A 23,354-nucleotide genomic window follows, 5' to 3' on the forward strand; every position below is an offset into this window, starting at 1 on the left:
CGGGCGGAAATCAATATGTTCCAGTTTTTTGTTCCTGCGACCAAGGTGCAGAAAGATCGTCAGTTCATGCGTGACACTGACGCCAGGGTAGCCAAGTACAGCCGCCGTGGTTTGATTCTGAACTTCATTGTTTTCGTCCTCTGCCTCGCCTTTGGCGATTTTTTTGAGCGCGAATTTACTCTCTCGGTAATTCTGGTTGTCGGCTTGCTGCTGGTAACGCTGCTTCGTAATTACTACCTGTTCCGTTTTGATACCCTTTACGCCCGTGCGCCGGCGCGCTGGCGCAACCAATATTTTGTGGCTTCCTGTCTCGGTGCTGCCTGGTGGAGCATTATCCTCGTCAGTTTGACCTGGACCCAGGGCATGCACGATGAAACCCTGGTGATGTGGTTATACACGGTGGTGTTTTATTCCAGCGTTGCCAACGTGTTTGCGCCTTACCATCGCTTCCTCAGTATTTATTTGTTTATCGGCATGATCCCTGCCTCCATCACCGCCTTTTTTCTGGGCGAAGTGCATGGTTATTTGTACGGTTTTATCATGCTGATCTTTTACCTGATGCTGATTCACCAGGCGAAAGTGACCGCAGCGTCTTACTGGGAGCGGCTTGAAGCCACCTGGTTTTTGCAAGAGCATGCGCGTGGCCTTGAACACGACCAGAAAAATTCCCGCGAAGCGATCGAATTGAAAGACGAATTTCTGGTGAATCTCGGCCAGGAGTTTCGCTCATCACTCAGCGATATTCTCGGCACACTCACGTTGGTTGACGACGCGCAGCTCACCGAACGCCAGCGCGAGCTGTTGAGCATGGCGAGCAAGGCGGCAGAGCGTCAGCTGGATCTGGTTAATAACGTGGTGGACTTCTCACGCATTACTACCCAGTCATTGACGCTGGAATATGTCGACTTTGATTTGCGCCGTGTTCTGGAAAAACTGGTGCAGGATTTCGCACTGGATGCCCATCAGCAGGGGGTTGAACTTTACTACCATTTCGACCCGGATCTGCCCAGCCGGGTGCGTGGCGATCTGTCCAGACTTGGGCAGATTTTAAACACGCTGGTCAGCCACGCGCTGAAAAATGCCACCATTGATCACGTCTTTATTGAAGCCGGTTTCAATACATTACTGGATAGAGATGACATTGGTCAGCTGCAAATCGTTATCAGCGACAGCGAGCGAAAAAACACCACTATTGATGACGAATTCGATGAAATTGATACCCAGGCGGAGAACAAGAATCCGGGTATCGGTTTGTCGATTTGTAAAGGTTTGGCCGCTTGTATGGACGGCAGTGTTAACGTGCTGGATGACAAACAGCGCGGTAACCGCATTTTCCTCAATATCAAATTACAAGTGTTGTTGCATGAAGAAAAGCGCTTTGGCGCCGAACAAAAATTACGTGGCAAACGCGGTTTGTTAGTGGATTTTCCGGAAAGTGTTGCCTTGGCGCTCAGTGAGGAAATCAGCAGTTGGGGCATGACCACCTACACTCACAGTGGTTATGATCTGGTATTGGAAAAAATTGAAGATCTGACCCGCGAAGCTCCGCTGGATGTCATTCTTTTGTACACCCACCTCAATAGTTTGAATGGTTTGGGCTTATCTCGCGATATTATTCAGGTGCCGCAATTTGCCGGTATTAAACAAATTATCGCGCTGAGTATGTTGCAAAGTGATACCGCCGTGGCCCGTGCGCACTTGCAAAACTGGCCACAGGTTTCCTTTATTGAAAAGCCGATTATGCGCAGGCGGTTGTACGATGCCTTGCTGAGCCGGGTGCTGAACCTCGATGTGGAAGATGGTGAGCATGTGCAGGTGGCACGCGAGCTGAATGCGCTGGCCAGCCAGCCGAAAATCTTGTTAATTGAATCCCATCGGGTTGATCAGATGGTAATTTCAGCGATGCTGAAAAAGATGGGTTATTTCGTGCAGCTTGCCTCCAGCGCTACCGAGGCGGTGGAAATTCTGGAGAAAGAAAAATTCAATCTGGTATTAATGGACTTTGACGCCCAGCTGCATGCGAGTGTGGCCGCTGTACAAAAAATCCGCACCGCTGAGCGCGCCAACCACGTTACCCGACCTTTACCCATCGTCGCCATTTCCGGCGGCAACCTTGACGATAGCTATGTGCACTACCTGGATGGCATGGATGATCAGCTCACCAAACCCATTCGCTACGATGAGCTGTCTGCCTGTGTGACGCGCTGGCTTCAGTCTTCCGGTAGCAGCTTGTAGTTTCTCCCGTTCGGTTCTGCAACGCCCCGTTAATGTTTGGCATTAACGGGGCGTTTTCGTTTCCAAACCCGCAACTTCTTTGTATACAAGTGTAAATCGCAATGCGCGTTCAGGGCTTCGTTGTTAGACTTTGGCGAAGCTTGTTTGGTCTACTGCTCATTGCCCTAATAAATTAATAAAAGGACACGCCATGTCATTGCTGAATCTCTCTTCCCGTTACCGGCAATCCCTGCTGACACTGTCAATAACCTGTGCCTTGGCCAGTGTGGCTGCCTGTGCATCTACCGACCGCAGCGCGGATGCCAAAACCCCGCACCAGGCTGAATTCCAGTTGTTTGAGAGCGATCTGCGCGGTGCCCATATGCTGGTATTCAGCAAAACTGCGGGCTGGCGTCATGACTCCATTCCCGCCGGCATTGAAGCCATGAAAAAGCTGGCCGACCAATACGGTTTTACCGTTGAGGCCACCGAAGATGCCTCGGTATTTACCGACGAAAATCTCAAGCGCTTTAATACCCTGGTCTTCGTCAATACCACCGGCGACATCCTGAACGAAGCCCAGGAAATTGCCATGGAACGCTTTATTCAGGCGGGCGGTGGTTTTGCCGGTATTCACGCAGCGGCTGACACTGAAACCGGTGGCGAGTGGTATTGGTATCGTCGTCTGGTGGGCGGTGTTTTCAAAAGTCACCCCGGCGAGCCGGACAATGTGCAGCATGCCCACCTGCAAGTGCTGAACCCCGAGCATCCGGCAACCCGGGATGTACCTCGCGCCTTTGACCTGACTGACGAATGGTACGACTATCTTGAGCTGTATCCCTACCGCCGTGATCTGCTGACGCTGGATGAAAACAGCTATATTGGCGGCCTGCATGGCCATCATCACCCGATCAGCTGGTATCACCAGTTTGATGGCGGCCGGGCTTTCTATACCGGCCTGGGCCATACCTCGGAAATGTTCTCCGAGCCGCATTTTACAAAGCTGCTGGTGCGCGGTTTGCGTTACGCCACCGGCGGTTCACCGAAGCTGGATTACAGCAAAGCCCGTGCGACCGCTGAGCAAGTGGTACAAACCCGTGTTAATTCCGATTTGAAACAGCCGGTTGCGCTGGACTTTTTGCCCGATGGCCAGTTGCTTGTTGCCGAGGGCGCGGGTGCTATCAAGCAATTGAATGCGAGCGGCGAGGGCGGTTCTGTTATTGCCACACTTCCCGTGAGTCAGCAATCACCGCTGGGGCATGGTTTGCGCGGGTTGGCAGTCAGCCCGGATTTTGCAAAAGACCAGCGGGTGTATGTGAGTTATTTACAGGCCGGTTCGAACAATCAACCGGCATTGATTGTTTCCCATTTTACGCTCGCTTCCGGCCAGCTGTCGGCCGCCTCTGAAAAACGCGTCATTGAAATCCCGTTTGATAACCGCTGTTGTCATGTCGGCGGTGATCTGGCCTTTGATGACAAGGGGCATTTATTTATTGCCACCGGTGATAACACCGCTCTTGATAAAGCCGGTTTTAACCTGATTGAACAGGACGGAAAAAACAACGCTGACAGTGCGCTGCGTACCTCGGGCAATACCGCCGATTTACGCGGTAAGGTGCTGCGCATTATTCCTGGCGCAGACGGCGGTTACAGCATTCCGGAAGGCAATTTGTATGGCCAATCCGCTACTACGCTGCCAGAAATTTACGCCATGGGCGTGCGTGACCCGGCTGGCCTTGAGGTAGATGCGGTGGGTGGCGCTTTGTATATCGCCGATCGCGGGCCGTCAGCCACTGCTGATGATGCAGCGCGTGGCCCGCGGGGTTATGACGAAGTCACCCGGGTGAATGAACCAGCCAATCTGGGCTGGCCATTTATGGCGGGCAATAATATGCCTTACGTGAATTTTAACGCCACCCGAAACGACAAGCTGCGCCGTTTTAATCCGCGCCTGCCGGAAAATATTCTGGTAGAAAAAGGCCTGGCGGCAGAAAAAATACTAACCCCGGCAAAATCTGCACTGGTGTGGTACGGCTCGGACAAAAACCGTTTGTTTCCGGATTTCGGTGAAGGTGAGCGCGCCGTGTTAGTGGCAGGCGTTTATCAACAACCGGCGTCGGCCGCGCCTACCGCCTTGCCTGCTTATTACAATGACAAGCTGGTGGTGCTGGATGCGAAACGCGGTTGGGTGCAGGCAGTTACTCAGGATGAGTTTGCGCGCGTCATAAAAATTGAAAATCTGTTACCGGCGGGCGCATTAAAAGCGGCGACAGCGGCCAAATTTTCTCCGTCCGGTGAGTTGTATGTTTTGCAGCAAAATAATGGCGCAGGTGAACTGGTAAAAATCGGCGTAAAACGCTAATAGTGAAAAGGAGAGCTGGGCGGTAGTTTTGCTGCCCAGCTCTTCTTTTTTGTCGTAACGTTTCAAATTTTTCCGGTTCACGCTTCCGAAGTATTTTTCTTGACTGCTGAATCGGGAATTACTTTCGCGCTGTGTGCCAGTGTTACCGCCCAAAATACCAGCGCCAGCAGACTGGTTAACGCACCCAGTAAACAGACCCCTTGCCAACCGAAGTGTGCATAAGTGGCTGTAGTTGCGATGGCTCCCAATCCGCTACCGACTGCATAAAACATCATGTAAACCCCGACAAGGCGGCTGTGTGCTTCTGGTCGGGTGCGAAAAATTAAACTTTGGTTGGTAACGTGCAACGCCTGACCGCCCAGGTCGAGCAGCACTATGCCGATCACCAGCGCCCACAGCGACCACTCCATTAAGGATAACGGCCACCATGCCAGCACAAGTATTACCAGTGCTGCAGCACTGGTGCGTTGGGCGTGGCCTTTGTCGGCCCAGCTTCCGGCTCGCGCAGCAGCGAGAGCGCCAACCACACCCGCCAGACCAAAAGCGCCGATAAGGGTATGAGAAAAATGGTAGGGCGGAGCGCTCAACGGCAGTACCAGCGCGCTCCAGAAAATATTGAAAGCGGCAAACATCAACAAGGCCAGTATGCCTCGCACTTGTAACACTTTTTCCTGCCTGAGTAAGGTGAGCATCGAAATGACCAGCATCGGATAGCTGTTTGTTGATGCTGAGGTGGATAAAGTTGGCAGTTTTCGCCAAAGTGGTAAGGCAACCGCGAGCATCAATAAAGCTGCAGCAAAGTAGACGCCTCGCCACCCTGCGAGGTCGCTAATGCTTCCGGCAAAAACTCTTGCCAACAGTAATCCAATAAATACGCCGGCCTGGGCAGTTCCCACGATTCGTCCCTGTTCATGAGGCGCGGCGGCGCTGGCTGCGTAAGCAATCAAACCTTGCGTCATCGCCGTACCCAGCAATCCCACCGCCAGCATGCCTATTAGCAGCGCAGTTGCAGAGGTTGCTGCTGCCACCGTAAGTAGCGCCGCCACCAGCGCGAGAAGTTGTACCAGCATCAGCTTGCGACGGTCGACTCTATCACCCAGTGGTACCAGTAATAGTAATGCTAACGCGCAGCCAACCTGAGTAGCGGTAATTACGCCGCCTACCGCCGTAAGGCTGATGGCAAAGTCGGTGGCCAGTGCATCCAGCAACGGCTGGGCGTAGTAGACATTGGCAACGCTCAGGCCGCTGGCGATGGCAAATAGCAAAACCAGGCTGTGAGGCATGTCGGAGGTGAGCGGAGATATATTTTTCATGTGTGCGGGTATCTGGGGAGTTACAGGTGTGTTCATAATTGGCATTCATTAATTCCAGTTTTAAAATGAAACCAGTTGAATGTTAAATTTTCCGGTTTTAAAATGCAACCGGATTATTGTTGGTGCCGTTTCCCTGGAGGTCTTATGCCACAACATAAAATAACTGAGGGTGAGCCTTGTCCTGTTGCGCGCTCCGTTAATCTGGTGGGTGATCGCTGGTCTTTACTGATTGTGCGCGATGCCTTTGATGGCACCCGTCGCTTTAGCGATTTTCAGCGCGGCCTGGGGATGGCCCGTAATATTTTGTCGGATCGGCTGCGCAAGCTGGTTGAGGCGGGAATTTTTGAAACCCGGGACGCATCGGATGGCACGGCTTATCAGGAATATGTGCTTACAGCGCGCGGTGAAAGTCTGTTCCCCGTGGTGGTCGCATTGCGCCAGTGGGGCGAACAGCATTTATTTAATACCGGTGAGCGACATTCAGTATTGATTGATAAACAAACAGGAGAGCCGCTTTCACTGATGCGGCCTGTAGGAAGAGATGGAAAAATTTTGAAAGCTTCAGCTACTCAGGTGCAGAAAATCACCTGGTAATTGATAAACGATAGAGAAATCAGCTCGCTTTAGAAGGGGTTTGCAAGCAGCGCTATTTCAATTATTCAAAATAAAAAACCCGCAGATCGATTTTCGGTCTGCGGGTTTTCGTTTAAAAATAGCGAATTTTTATTCGAAGTATGCCCAGATAGGACAGTGATCTGATGGCTTGTCCATAGCGCGAATATCGTAATCAATACCGGTATCGACACAGCGGCTTTGTAAGCTCGCAGTGGTGAGGATCAGGTCGATACGCAGCCCGCGGCGCGGGTTATCTTCAAAGCCCCGGCTGCGGTAATCAAACCAGCTGAACAGCTCGTGGTTATCCGGTTGGTGCTCGCGAAAAGTATCTTTCAAGCCCCATGCCAGTAAAGTGTTCAGCCACTCGCGTTCTTCCGGCAAGAAGCTGCATTTGCCGGTGCGCAACCAGCGCTTGCGATTGTCTTCGCCAATGCCAATGTCACAATCCTGATGGGAAATATTCACGTCGCCCATAATGATCAGTTGTTGGTCGGGTGAAAATGCCGTGGTGATGTAAGCTTGCAGATCTTCGTAATACTTCTTTTTGGCAGGAAATTTCAGGGGGTGGTCGCGACTTTCTCCCTGCGGGAAATAGCCGTTCAATACGACAACTTCGCCACCGAGCGGTGACTCAAAACGTCCGCCAATAAAGCGCTTCTGCGCATCGTCCTGATCGGTAGGAAAGCCTTTAATAACTTCCTTGAACGGATGGCGGGACAGCAGGGCGACGCCGTAATGGGTTTTTTGTCCGTGAAATTCCACGTGATAGCCCAGCTTTTCGATAGCCTCCAGAGGGAAGTCCGGGTCATTGACCTTGGTTTCCTGAAGGCCGATAAAATCGGGGTTGTGGCGTTCAATAATGGCTTCCAGCTGATGTACGCGTTGGCGGATGCTATTGATATTGAAAGAAACAGTTTTCATGCGTGACTCGGGGAAATAATTGCGGTGTAAAACAAACCGGCCGACGAGAGGTCGGCCGGTCATGAGCGGTTATCAGAAGTTGGCAACCCGTGCCGGTTGGTCTTCTTTTTTCAGTTCAGTAATAAAGCTTGCCAGAACCTGGCCGGCTTCCTGAAGGAAAGGATCTTTGGCGGGATCAATTTTGCGTGCCTCAGCGCTTTGTGCTTCGGCTTCTTCCTCTTCATCACCTTCTTTAATTTCTTCGTAAGATTTATACACTTCCAAACCTTTGGCAGTGCGGCGCTGATTTTCGATTTTCAGAGCCTGCTGTTCAAATTTTTCCTGCTCGGCGCGGCGAGTGGATTCTCTCAGGGAAATAAATTTCCGGCTGTTAGCTTCTTCGGCTATCGCCATTTGAGCGCGCAGAAAAATAAAGTCAGGGTCGGTTTTCAAGCGCTCGTTATGACTTTTGTTGATCTCGGGCAGCAGCGCCTGGATGTCAAAATATTTGTCATGCGGTACTGCGTGAATATGATCCCATGGCAACGCATTACGGTTCAGGGTTGAGCTCTCGCCAACTTTTTCAGTATCAATCAGGCTGGGCAGTTCTACGTCCGGAATGACACCGCGATGCTGGGTGCTGTCACCGGAAATACGGTAAAACTTGGATTCAGTAATTTTCATGTCGCCATGCGGCAGCGACATGATAGATTGCACCGAACCTTTACCAAAGGACTGGGTGCCGATAATCAGTCCGCGACCATAATCCTGAATGGCACCGGCAAAAATTTCTGATGCCGACGCACTGAGGCGGTCAATCAACACCACAATCGGGCCGCGATACATGGCCGGCGAGAAAGAGCGGTAGTTGCGTGAAATAACACCGTTGGCGTGGCGAATTTGTACCACGGGGCCCGGATCGATAAACAGGTCGGTGAGTGATGCGGCTTCTTGCAGTGAGCCACCGCCGTTTGCACGCAAGTCAACAATAATGCCTTCGACGTTTTCCTTGCTCATTTCTGCAATCAGATTGAATACATCGCGGGTGGTGCTTTTGTAATTCGGGTCGCGGTTGCGATAGGCTTCAAAGTCCATGTAAAAGGTAGGAATATTAATAACGCCTACTTTATAAACGTGTTGACCATCGCTGACATCGAAGACGTGTTTGCGCGCAGCCTGTTCTTCCAGTTTCACCGTCTCACGTTTAATGCTGATTACTTTGCTCGGGCCGTCGTTGGCAGGCAGTACTTCGAGTTTCACGATAGTGCCTTTTTTGCCACGCACCAGATCAACCACTTCATCCAGTCGCCAGCCGACTACGTCAACCATTTCACCTTCAGTGCCCTGGCCGATAGCAATAATCCGGTCGGTCGGTTTCAGTTCACCTTGTTTGTCTGCCGGGCCAGCGGGTACCAGACGCATCACTTTGGTGTATTCGTCTTCGCCCTGCAGTACTGCACCAATACCTTCCAGCGACAGCGCCATATTGATGTTGAAGTTTTCAGAGGTGCGCGGCGATAAATAATTGGTGTGCGGATCGTACAGCATGGTGAGGGAGTTCATCATGATGCTGTAGGCTTCTTCCGCATCCTGTTTTTGCATGCGGCGTAACTGATTGCTGTAACGTTTGAACAGCGTAGTGCGACTCTCTTCCAGAGTTTTACCGTTGAGAATCATGCCCAGCAGGTTGGCTTTGATGCGCTTTTGCCATAAAGCGTCTGCGGCCTTTTCATTGGCAGGCCACTCGGCTTCTTCCCAATCTACCGGGATGGACTCATCCACATCGAAGTCATATTTCACTTCGGTGTCTTCCAATTGCGCTGCGACAATTTCCAGGCGATGGGTCATGCGCTCATTAAAGCGATTGTAAATTTCAAAGGTTTTATCGAGCTTTCCTTTTTTGAGATCGTCATCAAAGCTGTGACGGTATTTCTCAAAGGCGTCGATATCCGACTTGAGGAAGAAGTTTTTGGTGGGGTCGAGTGCTTTTAAATAATCATCGAGAAAACGTGATGAAAGATCGTCATTAAACTCCTGGGTACGGTAGTGCTTGGTGTCCAGTTGTTTGACAATTTCTATCGTCGTTTTTGCCTGCTCCGGTGTGTATTTCAGCGGGGTGGGCTTCTCTGCATGACTGGCAGAAACGCTTAGCAATAAACTGAGCACCAGAGAAAAGGTCAGGTGTTTTGATAACGCGATATGCATAAACGGGGTCTCATGATCGGGAACAGCGATAAACAGGCCCGTGAGTGGGCGGGACGCCAAAATCCCACAGTAGAATCAAGGCCATAAGCTAAGGTGTAGCGAGGCGTTGTTAAGTCGTTGCTACTATAGCCTGATGTCTTGAAGGAGGCCAGCCTGGCGACTTGCAGGCACTGCCAAATAAGAGTTGCAACGACAGGGCTGTAGACCACGGGGCAGGGTATTGGTGCCAGTAGAAATATGACCAAAGCATTATTTTTTGCTGATCGGTTAAAAAATCGGCTATACCAATAAGATTCTCCGGTTCCAGCCGAAAATGCCGGTCAATTACTGACATCTATTGTCAGCTTGCTTCTATAGGATGCCGCCTGTTTTTACGGGGCGACGCGGCCCATCAGCTGGAGGCGGGCAGTCGAAGTGTGGGGCTGTGTTGCAGCATGCAGAAGTAGCTGTCGATCATGGAGTCTGCCAGCGCTTCCAGGTCAAAACTTCCCGGTAAAAACAACCAGTTACTGAGTAACCCGGTGATCAGCGCCCATTTAGCGATGGCCGCCTGGCGAGTGTCGAGATTGGCGGGTAACTGACCATATTTAACGGCGCGCTGCAGGCAGTCGTCAAAGTGGGTGACGTATTCGAGGCAGGCCGTTTGGCGGCGGGACTCCTGGTGACGGGTTTCTTCACTCAACTCACAGCGGTGGATAAGGATGGAGAGCACCCGACGACGGCGAGGATTTCTCACGCTTTCCTTGATGATATGAATGGAAAAATCTCGCAATTTACCCAGCGGGTTGGGCTCTTCCCGATCGCTGAATGCGTCTGACAGGGTTTCAAACGGCAAGCGAATGCGATCGGCGATAGCGTCCAGCAATTCACTCTTGTTTTTAAAGTGCCAATACACTGCGCCGCGCGACAGGTTGGCGGCGGTGGCGACGTCCATAAGGGATGAGGCAGCAAATCCTTTTTCATAAAAGACTTTCTCGGCGGCATCCAGCAGCTGGTTGCGGGTCTCGAGAGCTTCTTCTTTGGTTTTACGTGCCATATTCTTTCTCAAATAAACATACAGTTGTGAATGTATATGTCGATAATGTACATAAAAAACTTTTTCAGTCAATTTATTTTGCTATTGGGAATGCTGATTTTCGTTAATATTTGCAAGGTTGAGCGTCATATTGAGGATTTATTATTTTTTTGTTGAAAATGAACGATCGTTCAGTATAAATTAACAAACATTCTTGAGTGTATGTAAGTGGCGTGTGACTACATACGACTAACGGATTTTTTCAAAAAAAGGGGTACACCATGTTGTTACGCATCAAACACCTAACGCTTACGGCTTTGGGCGTAATTTGTATATCCACATTAACTGCTTGTGGCTCGAAAGAACCGGCAACCGCTACGGGTGCCGGTGGTCCACCGCCTGCTGTTGAGGTAGGCGTTATTACTCTGGAAGCTTCCGATGTGGCGTTGACGGCAGAACTGCCGGGTCGCACCACGGCGTTTCGTAAAGCTGAAGTTCGTCCGCAAGTGACCGGTATTATTGAAAAGCGCCTGTTTGAAGAAGGCAGCGAAGTAGAAGCCGGTCAGCAGCTGTATCAGATTGATTCCGCTACTTATCGCGCCGCCCTCGCTACGGCACGTGCTGAACTGGCCCGTGGCGAAGCTAACCTGGCCGCTGCCAAAGCGCGTGAAGCCCGCTATAAAGATCTGGCTGCCGCCAAAGCTATCAGTCAGCAGGAATACGACGATGCGCTCGCCAACCTTGGCCAGTCTACCGCCAGTATTGCCGCCGCCCGTGCTGCTATCGAAACCGCTCAAATCAACCTCAAGTACACCGAAGTGCGCGCGCCGATCAGCGGTGTGATTGGCAAGTCTTCTGTTACCGAAGGTGCGCTGGTTTCTTCCGGTCAAAGTGAAGTGCTGGCCACTATCCAGCAGCTGGATCCTATCTATATCGACGTATCCCAATCTGCCGAAAACCTGTTGCGCCTGAAGCGTCAAATGCAGTCAGGCCATATTTCTGCGCTGGAAGCCGCCAAAGTGAATCTGATTCTGGATGACGGCACCACCTACGAACACGAAGGCACCTTGCAGTTTTCCGAAGTGGGTGTGAGCGAGTCCACCGGTACCGTAACCCTGCGTGCGCTGTTTGATAATCCGGACAGATTCCTGTTGCCAGGTATGTTTGTGCGCACCGTGGTGCAGGAAGGTTCACGTGGCAATTCGGTATTGGCGCCGCAGCAAGGCATCATCCGCGACCGCACCGGTGCTGCCACGGCTTTTGTTGTGAACAGCAACAACGAAGTGGAATTGCGTCAGGTAAAAACAGGTCGTTCAGTGGGCCACAACTGGGTGATTGAAGACGGTTTGCAAGTCGGAGACCGTTTGATTCTGGAAGGCCTGCAAAAAATCAGACCGGGCGCACCGGTTACCGTAGTTCCTGCCAAGCTCGCTGAAACCAGCAACTAAGGAGTCATTCCGCATGGCAAAGTTTTTTATTGATCGCCCGGTTTTTGCCTGGGTAATCTCACTCATGATCATGCTGGCGGGGTTGCTGTCGATTTTTCGATTGCCAATCGCCCAGTATCCCGATATTGCGCCGCCTTCGGTCAGTATCACCGCCAGCTATCCTGGCGCTTCTGCAGAAACCGTACAAAACACCGTCATCCAGTTGATTGAGCAGGGAATGACCGGTATTGATAACGTTCAATACATGTCTTCCACCAGCGAATCATCCGGTCGCGGTGAAGTTGTAATGACTTTTCTTGCCGGTACCGACCCTGACATCGCTCAGGTTCAGGTGCAGAACAAGTTGCAGACAGTAGTGCCTTTGCTGCCGCAACCGGTTCAGCAGCAGGGCATTCGCGTTACCAAATCATCTGCCGGCTTCCTGATGGTTATCGGCTTTGTGTCATCTGATGGCCGTATGGATAAATACGACCTGGCTGACTATGTGGCTGCCAACGTGGTGGATCAGTTGAGCCGTGTCAATGGTGTGGGTCAAACCACGCTGTTTGGTTCGCAGTACGCGATGCGTGTGTGGCTGGATGCTGATCGCCTGGCGACTTACAACCTGACCACCATGGATGTGACTAACGCTATTCGCACCCAGAACGCGCAGATTGCAGCGGGTGAACTGGGCGGTGCGCCGTCTGTTCCCGGCCAACAAATCACGTCTACTATCGTGGTGCAAACCAGCCTGGAAACTCCGGAAGAATTTAAAAATATTCTGCTGCGGGTAAATCCGGATGGTTCCAGCGTTCGCCTGGGTGATGTAGCACGGGTGGAACTGGGTGGTGAAAACTATCAATTCGAAACGGAATACAACCGCAAGCCAGCTGCCGGTATGGCCATTAACCTCGCATCTGGCGCTAACGCTCTGGATACCGCCAACGCGGTGCGTAAACGTATTGGTGAACTGGAAGAGTTTTTCCCTGAGGGGATGGAAATTGTTTATCCCTATGACACTACACCGTTTGTAAAACTCTCGATCAATGCGGTAATTAAAACACTGATCGAAGCGATCATCCTGGTGTTCTGCGTGATGTATTTGTTCTTGCAGAACTTCCGCGCTACCTTGATTCCGACCATTGCTGTGCCGGTAGTATTGCTGGGAACCTTCGGTATTCTCTCGGTATTTGGCTACTCCATTAATACCTTGACGATGTTTGCGATGGTACTTGCCATCGGGCTATTGGTGGACGATGCGATTGTGGTGGTGGAAAACGTCGAGCGGGTGATGGACGAAGACGGTTTGCCGCCCAGGGAGGCAACGCGAAAATCCATGGGCCAGATTACCGGTGCATTGATCGGTATCGCGCTGGTGCTGTCAGCGGTATTCGTACCCATGGCGTTCTTCGGCGGTTCTACCGGTGTGATTTATCGTCAATTCTCTATCACCATTGTGTCGGCGATGTTGCTATCGGTTGTTGTAGCTTTGACGCTGACACCAGCACTGTGTGCCACCATGCTGAAGCCGGTAAAACACGGTCACTACGAGAAAAAAGGCTTCTTTGGCTGGTTTAACCGTAACTTCAACCGCGCTGCGGATAAATACCAGAGCGGTGTGGGTTCGATGATCGCTCGTACCGGTCGCTGGATGTTGATTTACGGTTTGATTGTACTGATTCTGGCGTTCCTGTTTACTCGCTTGCCCACCGCGTTTTTACCCGATGAAGATCAGGGCATTATGTTCACCCAGATTGGCTTGCCGGTGGGTGCTACCAAAGAACGTACTATCGAAACCGTAAATGAAGTGGCGGAGTACTACTTGAACGAAGAAAGCGCTAACGTTCGTTCTGTGTTCAGCGTAGTGGGCTTCAGCTTCAGTGGTCGCGGTCAGAATAACGGTATGGCGTTCGTAGGCTTGCAAGACTGGAGCGACAGAACTGGCGATGGCCAGGATGTACAAAGCCTCGCCATGCGTTCGATGGGGCACTTCTCGCAAATTAAAGAAGCGATGGTATTTGCCTTCGCACCGCCTGCCATTGTAGAGCTGGGTACATCATCCGGGTTTAATTTGCAGCTGCAGGATCTTGGTGGGCTGGGTCACGATGCAATGATGAATGCACGTAACCAGTTGCTTGGATTGGCTGCCGGTGACGCCCGACTGGTCGGTATTCGCCCCAATGGCCAGGAAGATACGCCGCAATACAAGCTGGATGTTGACCACGAAAAAGTGGCCGCACTCGGCGTGAGTATTGCCGACGTTAACAACATCTTCTCTACCGCCTGGGCATCGGCGTATGTGAATGACTTCGTCGACAACGGTCGTGTGAAGAAAGTGTACGTTCAGGGCGAGCCGCAATTCCGTATGTTGCCGGAAGATGTAGGCAAGTGGTATGTGCGCAATAGCGCTGGTGAAATGGTGCCTTTCTCTGCATTTACCTCCGGTCACTGGATTTATGGTTCGCCACGCCTTGAGCGTTATAACGGTGTGCCATCCATGAACATCCTCGGGCAGGGCGCGCCTGGCGTAAGCTCCGGTGATGCGATGCTGGCGATGGAAGGTCTGGTTGCGCAATTGCCGGAAGGCGTGGGTTATCAGTGGACGGGTATGTCGCTCCAGGAACGTCAATCCGGTAATCAGGCACCTATGTTGTACGCCTTGTCGATTCTGGTGGTGTTCCTGTGTCTGGCGGCGCTGTATGAAAGCTGGTCGGTGCCGTTGGCGGTGATGCTGGTGGTGCCCCTCGGTGTTATTGGTGCGGTGCTGTTTGCCATGGGTCGCGGTATGTCGAATGACGTTTATTTCCAGGTGGGGCTGCTAACGACCATCGGTCTTGCTTGTAAGAACGCCATCCTGATTGTGGAATTTGCCAAGGCGTTGCATGAGCAGGGCAAGGATTTGCTGACCGCTACTATGGAAGCTGTGCGTATGCGTTTGCGTCCGATCATCATGACCTCGCTGGCCTTTATGTTGGGTGTACTGCCACTGGTTATCGCTACCGGTGCCGGTTCCGGCAGTCAGAACGCCATTGGTACCGGTGTATTCGGCGGCATGTTCTCGGCAACTGTTCTGGCTATTTATTTCGTGCCGGTGTTCTTTGTGGTGGTGTTCAAACTGGCGCAACGCTGGTTCCCGAATACCGTAAAACCCCACGGAGATGCAGCACAACCAGGAGCGCATTCATGAAATTGATGTTAACGCCTTTATTGTGTGCAAGCAGTTTGCTGGTGCTGACGGCTTGTACCATGGCACCCCATTATGAGCGTCCGGCATCGCCGGTCGCTGCTGTGACCTCCGCTGAGCAGCAAAACGCTGCTACGGCGGCAGACCTTGCCTGGCGGGAGTTTTACCACAACGATCAGGTGCAAAAACTGATCGTTCTGGCCCTGGAAAACAACCGCGATTTGCGCGTTGCTGCATTGACCGTTGAGCAGGTGCGGGCGCAGTACCGCATTCAACGGGCGCAATTATTGCCAACCCTTAATGCAACGACGGGCGGAACCCGCCAGCGCATTCCGGCTGCTTTGTCAGAAACGGGTAACAGCTACATCGCCCAGCAATACAATGTGGGCGTGGGTATCTCCTCTTACGAGGTGGATTTATTTGGCCGTGTGCAAAGTTTGCGTCAAGGCGCGCTTGAGCAATATCTCGCCTCTGATGAAGCGCGTAAAAGTGCCCACATCAGTTTGATTGCTGAAGTTGCCGATGCCTACTTTACCTGGGTAGCCAATGCTGAATTGTTAGTGCTGGCCGAAAATACCCTGGCAGCGCGTGAATCTTCTTACGATATGGTGAAAACCCGTGTGGATGCCGGTTTGGCTTCCGAGCTGGATTTAAGCCAGGCGGCAACCGCGTTGCACACCACGCAAATCGAAGAAGCGCTGTACGAGCGCCAGCTGTCAGAAAGTTATTCGACGCTGGAAACGCTGGTAGGTATGCCGTTGAATTCGGAAGAACTGAAAGCCCATTGGAACAGCGATTCCATGCTGGCTGAATTTCCGGAAGTGATTAATTCGGAAGTGCTGTTGCAACGTCCGGATATTTTGCAGGCGGAGCATACCCTGCGTGCGGCTAACGCCAATATCGGTGCAGCTCGCGCTGCGTTTTTCCCGCGTATTGCCTTGACTGCAAGCTACGGTAATGCCAGCCCGGAATTCGACAACCTGTTTGACAGCGGCACTCGCAACTGGGTTTTCTCCCCGCAATTAACGCTGCCAATTTTTGCATGGGGTGCTAACGCCGCTAACCTGGACGTGGCCAACCTGCAAAAAGACATCAACATCGCCCGCTACGAAAAAGCCATTCAAAATGCTTTTAAAGAAGTGCGTGATGGCTTGCAGGCGCAATCAACGTTGAGTGTGCAACTGAAAGCGCAGCAGGATCTGGTATCCGCCACTGGCCGCAGTTACGAGTTGGCCAACCTGCGTTATGAGCGTGGCGTAGACAGTTATCTGGATGTGCTTGACTCCCAACGCAACTACAACAGCGCGCAGCAAAATCTGATTACTACCCGTCTTAACCAGGCGCGTAATCAGTTAACACTGTACAAAGCGCTGGGTGGCGGCTTACTGGAATCACCTTCCGTTCAGTAATCCATCTCCCGGAAAAGGCCGCCTGAAGGATTCGGGCGGCATCTTTTTATCTGCAAGGACTCATGACATTTGTCATAAAGTGGAGTGAATCGTAATGTTCATGCTGTGTAAAAAAGGCTTTGCGGTCGCCGGTGCCGGGCAAGTCTTGTGAGTAAGCGCGATGCCATTCTGGTAGCCACGTTAAAATTGCTGGCTGGCAAAGGCTTTCATGGTTTTTCTATCAAGCAGGTTGCTGACCTGGCCGGGGTTGCTACGGGTACGGTCTATTTATATTTCCGCGACCGTGAACATCTGATTGAAGAATTGCACGAAGCTACCATTACCCGCGTTATTGCCGAGCTTTCTGACGGACATGATTTTTCCCTCGCGCCTTTTGAGCAGTACCAGCGTATTTGCCTGCGTATCTGGCAATTATTTATGCGCGAGCCGGATATGTTATTGAGCAAGTTGCAATTCGATCATTTGCCCTGTGAAGTGATTCGCCAGTCCGAGGGGCAATCTCTAAAAGCGGATAGCCCTTTATGGCTGTTGTTTGATGAATGCAAGGCGCAGGGCATTCTCAAGCCCTTGCCCAACGAGGTGCTGTTTGCCCTCGGCCTTGAACCCTGTTTTGCCCTTGCGTTAAAGCACACCCTGGGTATTTTCCCGGTCGATGCATCCACCCTGGAGGCGGTTATTCAGGCCACATGGGATGGCATCTGCCTGCGCTCATCGCGTTAAGCTTCTGAAATCAGGAGGTTTTTTTGGATCTTTTGGCAGATTTTCTGGTATTTTCGGTGTGTGTTTTCAGTAGCGTAATCATCCTGTCAGCTGCAGGTCTTTATGGTATGCTGCGCGCGCTTGAGAGATGACTATTGCCTTGCAAACCGCTCATGTTGACTGGCGTTTTTAGTGAGGTATCTCGCGGCAATCTGCGGTAACACCTGCCTTTTTCAGGCAGATTTCAGTATTTTTGAAGAGTGCATCCATGGCCCTTAAACCTGTTTACAAAGTTATTTTCCTGAACCAGGGGCAAGTTTACGAAATTTTCGCCTGCGCTATTTATCAGAGCGAAATGTACGGTTTTATTGAAGTAGAAGAATTTGTTTTTGGTGAGCGCAGTCAGTTACTGGTTGATCCGGCTGAAGAGCGTTTGAAAAACGAATTTGCCGGTGTTAAACGCTCCTATATTCCGCTGCATTCCATCGTCAGAATTGACGAGGTCGAAAAAGAAGGACCGGCGAAAATCAGCGAGTTCAAAGGCGACAAAATTGCTCAATTCCCGTTCGGTGGTATGACGCCAAGACCGGGTCAGGAATAAGCAACGCTTCTCAGGGCCGTTCGCCTTCGAGCGGTCTCTATTGCAAAAGGCGACTGAGGTCGCCTTTTTTGTGCCTGTTATTTCTGCTAACCGGAGTTCGCTGTCCGTCACGTGTAACTGCAACTGTCAACCTGTCGCCCGCTTCTGTATTCTGGACTCACTTATACCGGCAGTCGAGATGCGCAACGGCGATGGAAAGATGTTTTCTGGTGATTGATCAGGGCGGGCAAAGCTCCCGGGTTGCCCTTTACCGCGAAAGTGGCGAGCAGCTCTGCCTGTTTAGCCAGCCGGTGCAAACCCGCCATCTGGCGGTCACCGCCGCCCAGGTAACGCATATAGAACAAATAGCGCATACCAAACAAGTAACGCACATCGAGCAGGATGCCGGAGAAATTCTGGCCGGTATTCGCCTGGCGTTGGCATCGCTGGAAAACTGGTTGGAAGATCGTGCCTTCAGGGTAATCGCCGCCGGTTATGCGGGGCAGGGGTCATCCTGTTTGTGTTGGGACAAGTACACCGGTGAACCCCTTTCTCCCGTGTTCAGCTGGCAGGATTGTCGGGCAGAAGATGTCATCCATGCGCTTGCTCTTACCGACGAGGAGGTTTGTTCCCGTACCGGCTTGCGCAAGTCACCGCACTACGGTGCCAGCAAAATGCGCTGGGCGCTGGATAATCTGGAACCGGTTGCGCGAGCAGCCGCTGAGCAGCGTTTAATGATTGGCCCGGTGGTCAGTTATATCTTGCAACAACTGTGTGGCTCACCGGCCGTGATTGATCCCGGTCACGCCCAGCGTACCCTGTTATGGAATATCCATTCGCAGCAGTGGGACGCCGATTTGTTACAAGCCTTTCAACTGCAACCGCAATGGTTGCCCGCGCTTTTGCCGCACCTCGCGGCGTTTGGCAATGTCCCACTGGCGGGCAGGTCAGTGCCCGTTGGTGCGGTGATGCGTGATCAGGGCGCCTCGCTTTTTGCCCGCGGCAAACCGGATTCCACGGCCTGTTACATTAATCTGGGTACTGGCGCTTTTTTACAGGTATTCTCGCAGGTGCCACATGCCCCTGAAGGTTTACTTGCCAGCCCGATTTTGCTGGGCGATACCGCCAGCTCACGCTCTCTTTATGCAACCGAAGCTACCGTTAACGGCGCCGCTTCGGCATTGCCCTGGTTGTCTGCCGAGTGCGGTTTTCCGGTAACGCCTGCGGATATTGAGCGAGCGCTTGAGCAATCGCCGCAAAAACCCTGTTTTTTATTAAATGCCCAGGGCGGTTTGAGTGCGCCTTACTGGCGAACCGATCTGCAATCGCGTTTTAGCGACGGGCTGGAGGCGACTGAAAAAATTCTCGCCTGGGCAGAAAGTATTCTTTTCCAGTTACTGGTGAATTTATTACTGATTCGTCAGCAATGGGATGTGCGTGTGATTTATATCAGTGGCGGGTTGAGCCATGCGGATGGTCTTTGCCAGCGGCTGGCGAATCTCTCGGGTTTGGCCGTGGTTCGGCATGAAAATGCGGATGCTACACTGCAAGGTATGGCGTATGTTACTGCAGGGCAGCCCGACGCCTGGCAGTTTTCCGGTGCCTCTACGCAGTTTTTGCCAGCAGCGGACGATGCCTTGCACGCGCGTTTTTCACAATGGCAGAGCGCTATGCAGCAGTGGCTGCGTTAAGTTGACAGCCGGTTGGGCCGGTAAGATTTAACCACAGGAGATTCGGATGCATTATGACCTCGTTGTCGTGGGCGCAGGAATACAGGGCGCAGGGGTAGCCCAGGCAGCAGCAGCGGCCGGTTATTCGGTGTTAGTGATAGAGCAGGACGGAATCGCCGCGGCGACCTCCAGTAAATCTTCAAAATTGATTCACGGCGGTTTGCGTTATCTGGAAAGCGGGCAATTGGGGCTGGTTCGCGAAAGCCTGCGCGAGCGGGCCATTTTACTGAAAATTGCCCCGGATCTGGTGTGCTTGCAACCGCTGCATATACCGGTCTACGAACATTCGACGCGCCCGTCCTGGAAAATTCGCCTCGGCCTTTCGCTCTATGCCTTGCTCGGCGGCTTGCGCCAGGCTAACCGGTTTTCATCCTTGCCAGCCGAACAATGGCGGCAGTTGTCGGGGTTGAAGCAGGAAGGGCTCACCGCCGTGTATCAATATTACGAAGCCCAAACCGATGATGCCGCCTTGACGCGTGCGGTGCTGGCATCGGCGGTGTCATTGGGCGCTGAAACGCTGATTCCTGCCCGCTTCGTTGCCGCCGAACGCCGTGCCGGCTCCTGTCTGGTTCACATTGAAAATCAGGGCGCGCAACAAACTCTGGAAGCCCGTGCCCTGATCAATTGTGCCGGCCCCTGGGCCAACCAGGTGATCAATGGCGTGCAACCGGCGATGTCGACTTCACCGGTAGAGCTGGTGCAAGGCAGCCACTTGTTGTTGCCGCCATTATTGAAACAGTATTTTTATCTCGAATCGCCCAGCGATCAGCGAGCGATTTTTGTATTGCCCTGGCAGGGGCAATTACTGGTTGGCACCACGGAAACACCGCATCACCAGGCGCCTGAGCTGTCGCATTGTCTGGCTAGCGAGCAGGCGTATTTACTGGAAACCCTGGCGTTTTATTTTCCGGCGCTGGATTTGACCTCGGTACCAGTCAACAGCTTTGCCGGGCTGCGGGTGTTGCCACGCAGCGAGAAGTCGGCTTTTTCCCGCTCGCGGGAGGTTTTAATCTCGGTAGATGATGAGCAACGGCCGATGGTGTTGTCGGTGATGGGCGGCAAGCTGACGACTTACCGCGCGACGGCCCTGCAAGTGATGAAACGCCTCAAAGGCGTGTTGCCCAAGCGCACCCCCAAGGCCAATACCGCCTCGCTACCACTGGGTTGAGCAACCTGAACCGGGGTAGTTTGCCGCCGTATTCGGAGATTCCTCCATCAATTTGATCAAAGCCTGTTTTCGTAGGCTTCATGCGGCGCTAGAATAGCGCCGTTTTTTCCCGTCTCCTTCCGAATATTCGCGCACTGCGCTGAGGATTCACAGTGAATTTTACCGGTTCCCATATTCTCTCCATTGAACAATTTGAACGAGCAGATATTCAGCGCGTATTTGACGTGGCTGATGCCATGGAACCCTATGCGCTGCGGCGCCGGGTGACCCGCGTGCTCGAAGGTGCAATTTTGGGGAATATGTTTTTTGAACCCAGTACCCGCACCCGCGTCAGTTTTGGCTCGGCGTTTAACCTGCTGGGCGGCGATGTGCGCGAAACTACCGGTTTCGAAAGCTCCTCCATCACCAAAGGTGAGTCGCTGTACGATACCGCGCGGGTATTGTCCGGTTATAGCGATGTGATTTGTATGCGCCATCCGGCCGCCGGTTCAGTGGCCGAGTTTGCTCAGGCGAGCCGTGTGCCGGTGATTAACGGCGGTGATGGTGCCAATGAGCACCCGACTCAGGCGTTGCTGGATTTGTACACCATCCGCAAGGAGCTGCGCTCCAAAGGCCGCACCCTCGACGGGCTGCGAATCGCCATGATTGGTGACCTCAAACATGGCCGGACGGTGCACTCGCTGTGTAAATTGCTGTGCCTGTTTGATCGCGTGCAGGTTACGCTGGTTTCGCCGCAAGAGCTGTCGATGCCGGAGTACCTGGTAGAAGGCTTGCGCAACGCCGGTCATCAGGTGGTCGTTACCGACAACCTGCAAACCAGTATTTCCAGGATTGATATTGCCTACTCAACCCGTATTCAGGAAGAGCGCTTCACCAGCAAGAACGAAGCTGACCTCTACCGTGGCCGCTTCCGTTTGAATCAAAGTATTTACACTGAATATTGCGAACCCAACACCGTGATTATGCATCCTTTGCCACGCGATTCGCGTCAGGAAGCCAATGAGCTGGATAACGATTTGAATGCCAACCCGAACCTGGCGATTTTCCGCCAGACGGACAACGGCGTGCTGGTGCGTATGGCGCTGTTTGCGCTGGTGCTGGACGTGGTTGATCAGGTAGAAAAATATTCCCGCGACGTGCGCTGGTACAACGCCTTGCGCAATCAGGTATAAACGCTGTTTCAATGCCGGCCTGAACACAGGCCGGCATCTCTCTTCACGTTTTATCCGCGCCGGATTTCTGCGTCTCAGGCCAGTAATTCCTGCGCCTTTTCCAGTAAATCTGCATTGTCTTCCTGCCGTGGAATCATCCGCACGTTGAGTGATGGCAAGTGCGAGTCAAAGTCATTCATTATTTCATCCACCGACAATAGCAAAGGCGTTAGCGCCAGCTCCGGTGAGCGTTTCAGGTGTCTTAAAAACAGGCAATCGTACTTTTTGGCAATGCGGTGATCAATAATCACCAGGTCAGGCTGAATGGTACGGGTAATTTCTACCGCTTCGAGCACATTGTCGGTGGTCAGCAAATTGAAGTGGGAGCCGAACAGCAAGCTGATGTTATCCAGCTGCTCGGGAATGGTTTCTGCCACCAGAATCGTGTGATGGCTGGCAATCTCGCTGATGATGTTTTGATTGCGGCCGCTGCGTTTGGCTTGATACAAGGCCTTATCCGCCGAGCGAATCAGTTGCTCCAGGGAGAACCCGGCGGTTCTCTCACAACTGGAGCCACCAATGCTGACAGTCACCACCGGCAGGGTGGGGGATACCAGATGCTCCAGTTGCAGCGACTGGACTTTTTCCACGATGGCATTGGCGACGGTAGTCATGCCGTTCCGGTCGGTATCCGGCAGCACGACAATAAATTCTTCACCGCCGTAACGCCCCAGCAAATCAGCCGGGCGCTGCAGGCAGCTTTTAATCGCTTCGGTAACTTTGATCAGACAGCTGTCACCCGCCGGGTGGCCATAATGGTCGTTGTAGAGTTTGAAATGATCCACGTCGATCATCAGCGCGCCGAGCGGCAATTGCTGGCGGGCAGAAATCAGCCATTGCTGGCGAGCCTTTTCAGTGAATGTGCGGCGGTTGAAGACGTGGGTGAGGCTGTCCAGCTGGCTGAGGGCTTCCAGTTCCTGGTTCAAGCGGTTCAACTGGTCGCGCATGCTGGTAATGCGTTCCATGGCCCGTATTTTGGCCTGAATAATAATAGAGCTGACCGGTTTGATCAGGTAATCATCACCACCGGCTTCAATGCCTTCGCGGTAGTTTTCGTCGTCGTTAAGGCCGGTGACAAAAATAATGGGAATCCAATGCTCGCCCAGCCATTCGCGAATCAGACGGGTGGTTTCAAAGCCGTTCAAGCCTGGCATCTCCACATCCATGATCACCATATCGATGCCGGTGTCTTCCAGCATCTGCAGGGCTTCCTCGCCGCTACGGGCAAGTACCGGGGTGTGGCCGGCGGCGCTGATGTACTGACTCATGGCATGGCGCAATGTTGCGCTATCTTCAACCAGCAATATATTCATACGAAAGCC

16 protein-coding genes are annotated in these 23,354 nt (G+C 52.5%); 11 read left to right on the forward strand and 5 right to left on the reverse strand.

The genetic code is table 11. The features are described 5' to 3' along the window. The first annotated feature begins 15 nt into the window (after positions 1–15). Positions 16–2,235 (forward strand): ATP-binding response regulator, encoded by a 2,220-nt coding sequence (locus C4F51_RS08715; protein ID WP_193909025.1) that lies wholly within the window; start codon positions 16–18, stop codon positions 2,233–2,235. Between the two features lie 190 nt (positions 2,236–2,425). Continuing rightward, a complete protein-coding gene (locus C4F51_RS08720) occupies positions 2,426–4,576 on the forward strand; it encodes a ThuA domain-containing protein (RefSeq protein WP_193909027.1) in 2,151 nt (716 codons plus the stop codon). A 77-nt stretch (positions 4,577–4,653) separates the two neighbouring features. Here C4F51_RS08720 and C4F51_RS08725 read toward each other — a convergent pair whose 3' ends face one another. Beyond that, entirely contained in the window at positions 4,654–5,889 is a 1,236-nt protein-coding gene (locus C4F51_RS08725; protein ID WP_202987657.1) for an MFS transporter, read from the reverse strand. A 144-nt stretch (positions 5,890–6,033) separates the two neighbouring features. Here C4F51_RS08725 and C4F51_RS08730 point away from each other — a divergent pair, with 144 nt between their 5' ends. Then, a complete protein-coding gene (locus tag C4F51_RS08730; protein WP_193909031.1) occupies positions 6,034–6,483 on the forward strand; it encodes a winged helix-turn-helix transcriptional regulator in 450 nt (149 codons plus the stop codon). A 129-nt stretch (positions 6,484–6,612) separates the two neighbouring features. Here the strand turns inward: C4F51_RS08730 and xthA are convergent, their stop codons facing one another. The 3 genes from xthA to C4F51_RS08745 all read right to left on the reverse strand — a co-directional run bounded on the left by xthA (position 6,613) and on the right by C4F51_RS08745 (position 10,645). Continuing rightward, positions 6,613–7,425, reverse strand: a complete 813-nt coding sequence (gene xthA / locus C4F51_RS08735; protein ID WP_193909033.1) for an exodeoxyribonuclease III — start codon at positions 7,423–7,425, stop codon at positions 6,613–6,615. Between the two features lie 72 nt (positions 7,426–7,497). Then, on the reverse strand, positions 7,498–9,609 hold the full coding sequence (locus C4F51_RS08740) for a carboxy terminal-processing peptidase (RefSeq protein WP_193909035.1): 2,112 nt from the start codon (positions 9,607–9,609) through the stop codon (positions 7,498–7,500). Between the two features lie 391 nt (positions 9,610–10,000). Continuing rightward, entirely contained in the window at positions 10,001–10,645 is a 645-nt protein-coding gene (locus C4F51_RS08745; protein ID WP_193909037.1) for a TetR family transcriptional regulator, read from the reverse strand. 260 nt (positions 10,646–10,905) lie between these two features. Between C4F51_RS08745 and C4F51_RS08750 the strand changes: the two genes are divergently transcribed. The 8 genes from C4F51_RS08750 (at position 10,906) to C4F51_RS08785 (ending at position 21,993) form a co-directional block, all read left to right on the forward strand. Continuing rightward, the gene (locus C4F51_RS08750; protein ID WP_193909039.1) at positions 10,906–12,072 is read left to right on the forward strand and encodes an efflux RND transporter periplasmic adaptor subunit; all 1,167 of its coding nucleotides are present in this window, start codon (positions 10,906–10,908) and stop codon (positions 12,070–12,072) included. 13 nt (positions 12,073–12,085) lie between these two features. Next, entirely contained in the window at positions 12,086–15,238 is a 3,153-nt protein-coding gene (locus tag C4F51_RS08755; protein ID WP_193909041.1) for an efflux RND transporter permease subunit, read from the forward strand. Then, positions 15,235–16,644 carry an efflux transporter outer membrane subunit gene (locus tag C4F51_RS08760; RefSeq protein WP_193909043.1) on the forward strand — a complete coding sequence of 470 codons (1,410 nt, stop codon included), beginning with the start codon at positions 15,235–15,237 and terminating at the stop codon, positions 16,642–16,644. Before C4F51_RS08755 ends, C4F51_RS08760 begins: the two co-directional genes overlap by 4 nt. 147 nt (positions 16,645–16,791) lie before the next feature. Continuing rightward, a complete protein-coding gene (locus C4F51_RS08765) occupies positions 16,792–17,364 on the forward strand; it encodes a TetR/AcrR family transcriptional regulator (RefSeq protein ID WP_193909045.1) in 573 nt (190 codons plus the stop codon). Between the two features lie 247 nt (positions 17,365–17,611). Beyond that, a complete protein-coding gene (locus tag C4F51_RS08770; RefSeq protein WP_193909047.1) occupies positions 17,612–17,944 on the forward strand; it encodes a DUF1820 family protein in 333 nt (110 codons plus the stop codon). 191 nt (positions 17,945–18,135) lie between these two features. Then, complete coding sequence (locus C4F51_RS08775; RefSeq protein WP_193909050.1) at positions 18,136–19,614, forward strand: FGGY family carbohydrate kinase; 1,479 nt, start codon at positions 18,136–18,138, stop codon at positions 19,612–19,614. A 46-nt stretch (positions 19,615–19,660) separates the two neighbouring features. Next, on the forward strand, positions 19,661–20,821 hold the full coding sequence (locus C4F51_RS08780) for a glycerol-3-phosphate dehydrogenase/oxidase (protein WP_193909052.1): 1,161 nt from the start codon (positions 19,661–19,663) through the stop codon (positions 20,819–20,821). 152 nt (positions 20,822–20,973) lie between these two features. Next, positions 20,974–21,993: an aspartate carbamoyltransferase gene (locus C4F51_RS08785; RefSeq protein ID WP_193909054.1), complete on the forward strand. Its 1,020-nt coding sequence runs from the start codon at positions 20,974–20,976 to the stop codon at positions 21,991–21,993. 74 nt (positions 21,994–22,067) lie between these two features. On the opposite strand, the gene C4F51_RS08790 is transcribed toward C4F51_RS08785, so the two are convergent. Further along, on the reverse strand, positions 22,068–23,345 hold the full coding sequence (locus tag C4F51_RS08790; RefSeq protein WP_193909056.1) for a diguanylate cyclase: 1,278 nt from the start codon (positions 23,343–23,345) through the stop codon (positions 22,068–22,070). Between the last annotated feature and the right edge of the window lie 9 nt (positions 23,346–23,354).

This window comes from Cellvibrio polysaccharolyticus (assembly GCF_015182315.1).
Classification (GTDB): domain Bacteria; phylum Pseudomonadota; class Gammaproteobacteria; order Pseudomonadales; family Cellvibrionaceae; genus Cellvibrio; species Cellvibrio polysaccharolyticus.

What these genes read in the sequence shown, in the direction of transcription:
- C4F51_RS08750 (WP_193909039.1), top strand. Translation starts at nt 10,906, where the DNA reads ATGTTGTTACGCATCAAACACCTAACGCTTACGGCTTTGGGCGTAATT.
- C4F51_RS08740 (WP_193909035.1), bottom strand. Translation starts at nt 9,609, where the DNA reads ATGCATATCGCGTTATCAAAACACCTGACCTTTTCTCTGGTGCTCAGT.
- C4F51_RS08730 (WP_193909031.1), top strand. Translation starts at nt 6,034, where the DNA reads ATGCCACAACATAAAATAACTGAGGGTGAGCCTTGTCCTGTTGCGCGC.
- C4F51_RS08790 (WP_193909056.1), bottom strand. Translation starts at nt 23,345, where the DNA reads ATGAATATATTGCTGGTTGAAGATAGCGCAACATTGCGCCATGCCATG.
- C4F51_RS08770 (WP_193909047.1), top strand. Translation starts at nt 17,612, where the DNA reads ATGGCCCTTAAACCTGTTTACAAAGTTATTTTCCTGAACCAGGGGCAA.
- C4F51_RS08745 (WP_193909037.1), bottom strand. Translation starts at nt 10,645, where the DNA reads ATGGCACGTAAAACCAAAGAAGAAGCTCTCGAGACCCGCAACCAGCTG.
- C4F51_RS08715 (WP_193909025.1), top strand. Translation starts at nt 16, where the DNA reads ATGTTCCAGTTTTTTGTTCCTGCGACCAAGGTGCAGAAAGATCGTCAG.
- xthA (WP_193909033.1), bottom strand. Translation starts at nt 7,425, where the DNA reads ATGAAAACTGTTTCTTTCAATATCAATAGCATCCGCCAACGCGTACAT.
- C4F51_RS08755 (WP_193909041.1), top strand. Translation starts at nt 12,086, where the DNA reads ATGGCAAAGTTTTTTATTGATCGCCCGGTTTTTGCCTGGGTAATCTCA.
- C4F51_RS08760 (WP_193909043.1), top strand. Translation starts at nt 15,235, where the DNA reads ATGAAATTGATGTTAACGCCTTTATTGTGTGCAAGCAGTTTGCTGGTG.
- C4F51_RS08725 (WP_202987657.1), bottom strand. Translation starts at nt 5,889, where the DNA reads ATGAAAAATATATCTCCGCTCACCTCCGACATGCCTCACAGCCTGGTT.
- C4F51_RS08720 (WP_193909027.1), top strand. Translation starts at nt 2,426, where the DNA reads ATGTCATTGCTGAATCTCTCTTCCCGTTACCGGCAATCCCTGCTGACA.
- C4F51_RS08775 (WP_193909050.1), top strand. Translation starts at nt 18,136, where the DNA reads ATGGAAAGATGTTTTCTGGTGATTGATCAGGGCGGGCAAAGCTCCCGG.
- C4F51_RS08780 (WP_193909052.1), top strand. Translation starts at nt 19,661, where the DNA reads ATGCATTATGACCTCGTTGTCGTGGGCGCAGGAATACAGGGCGCAGGG.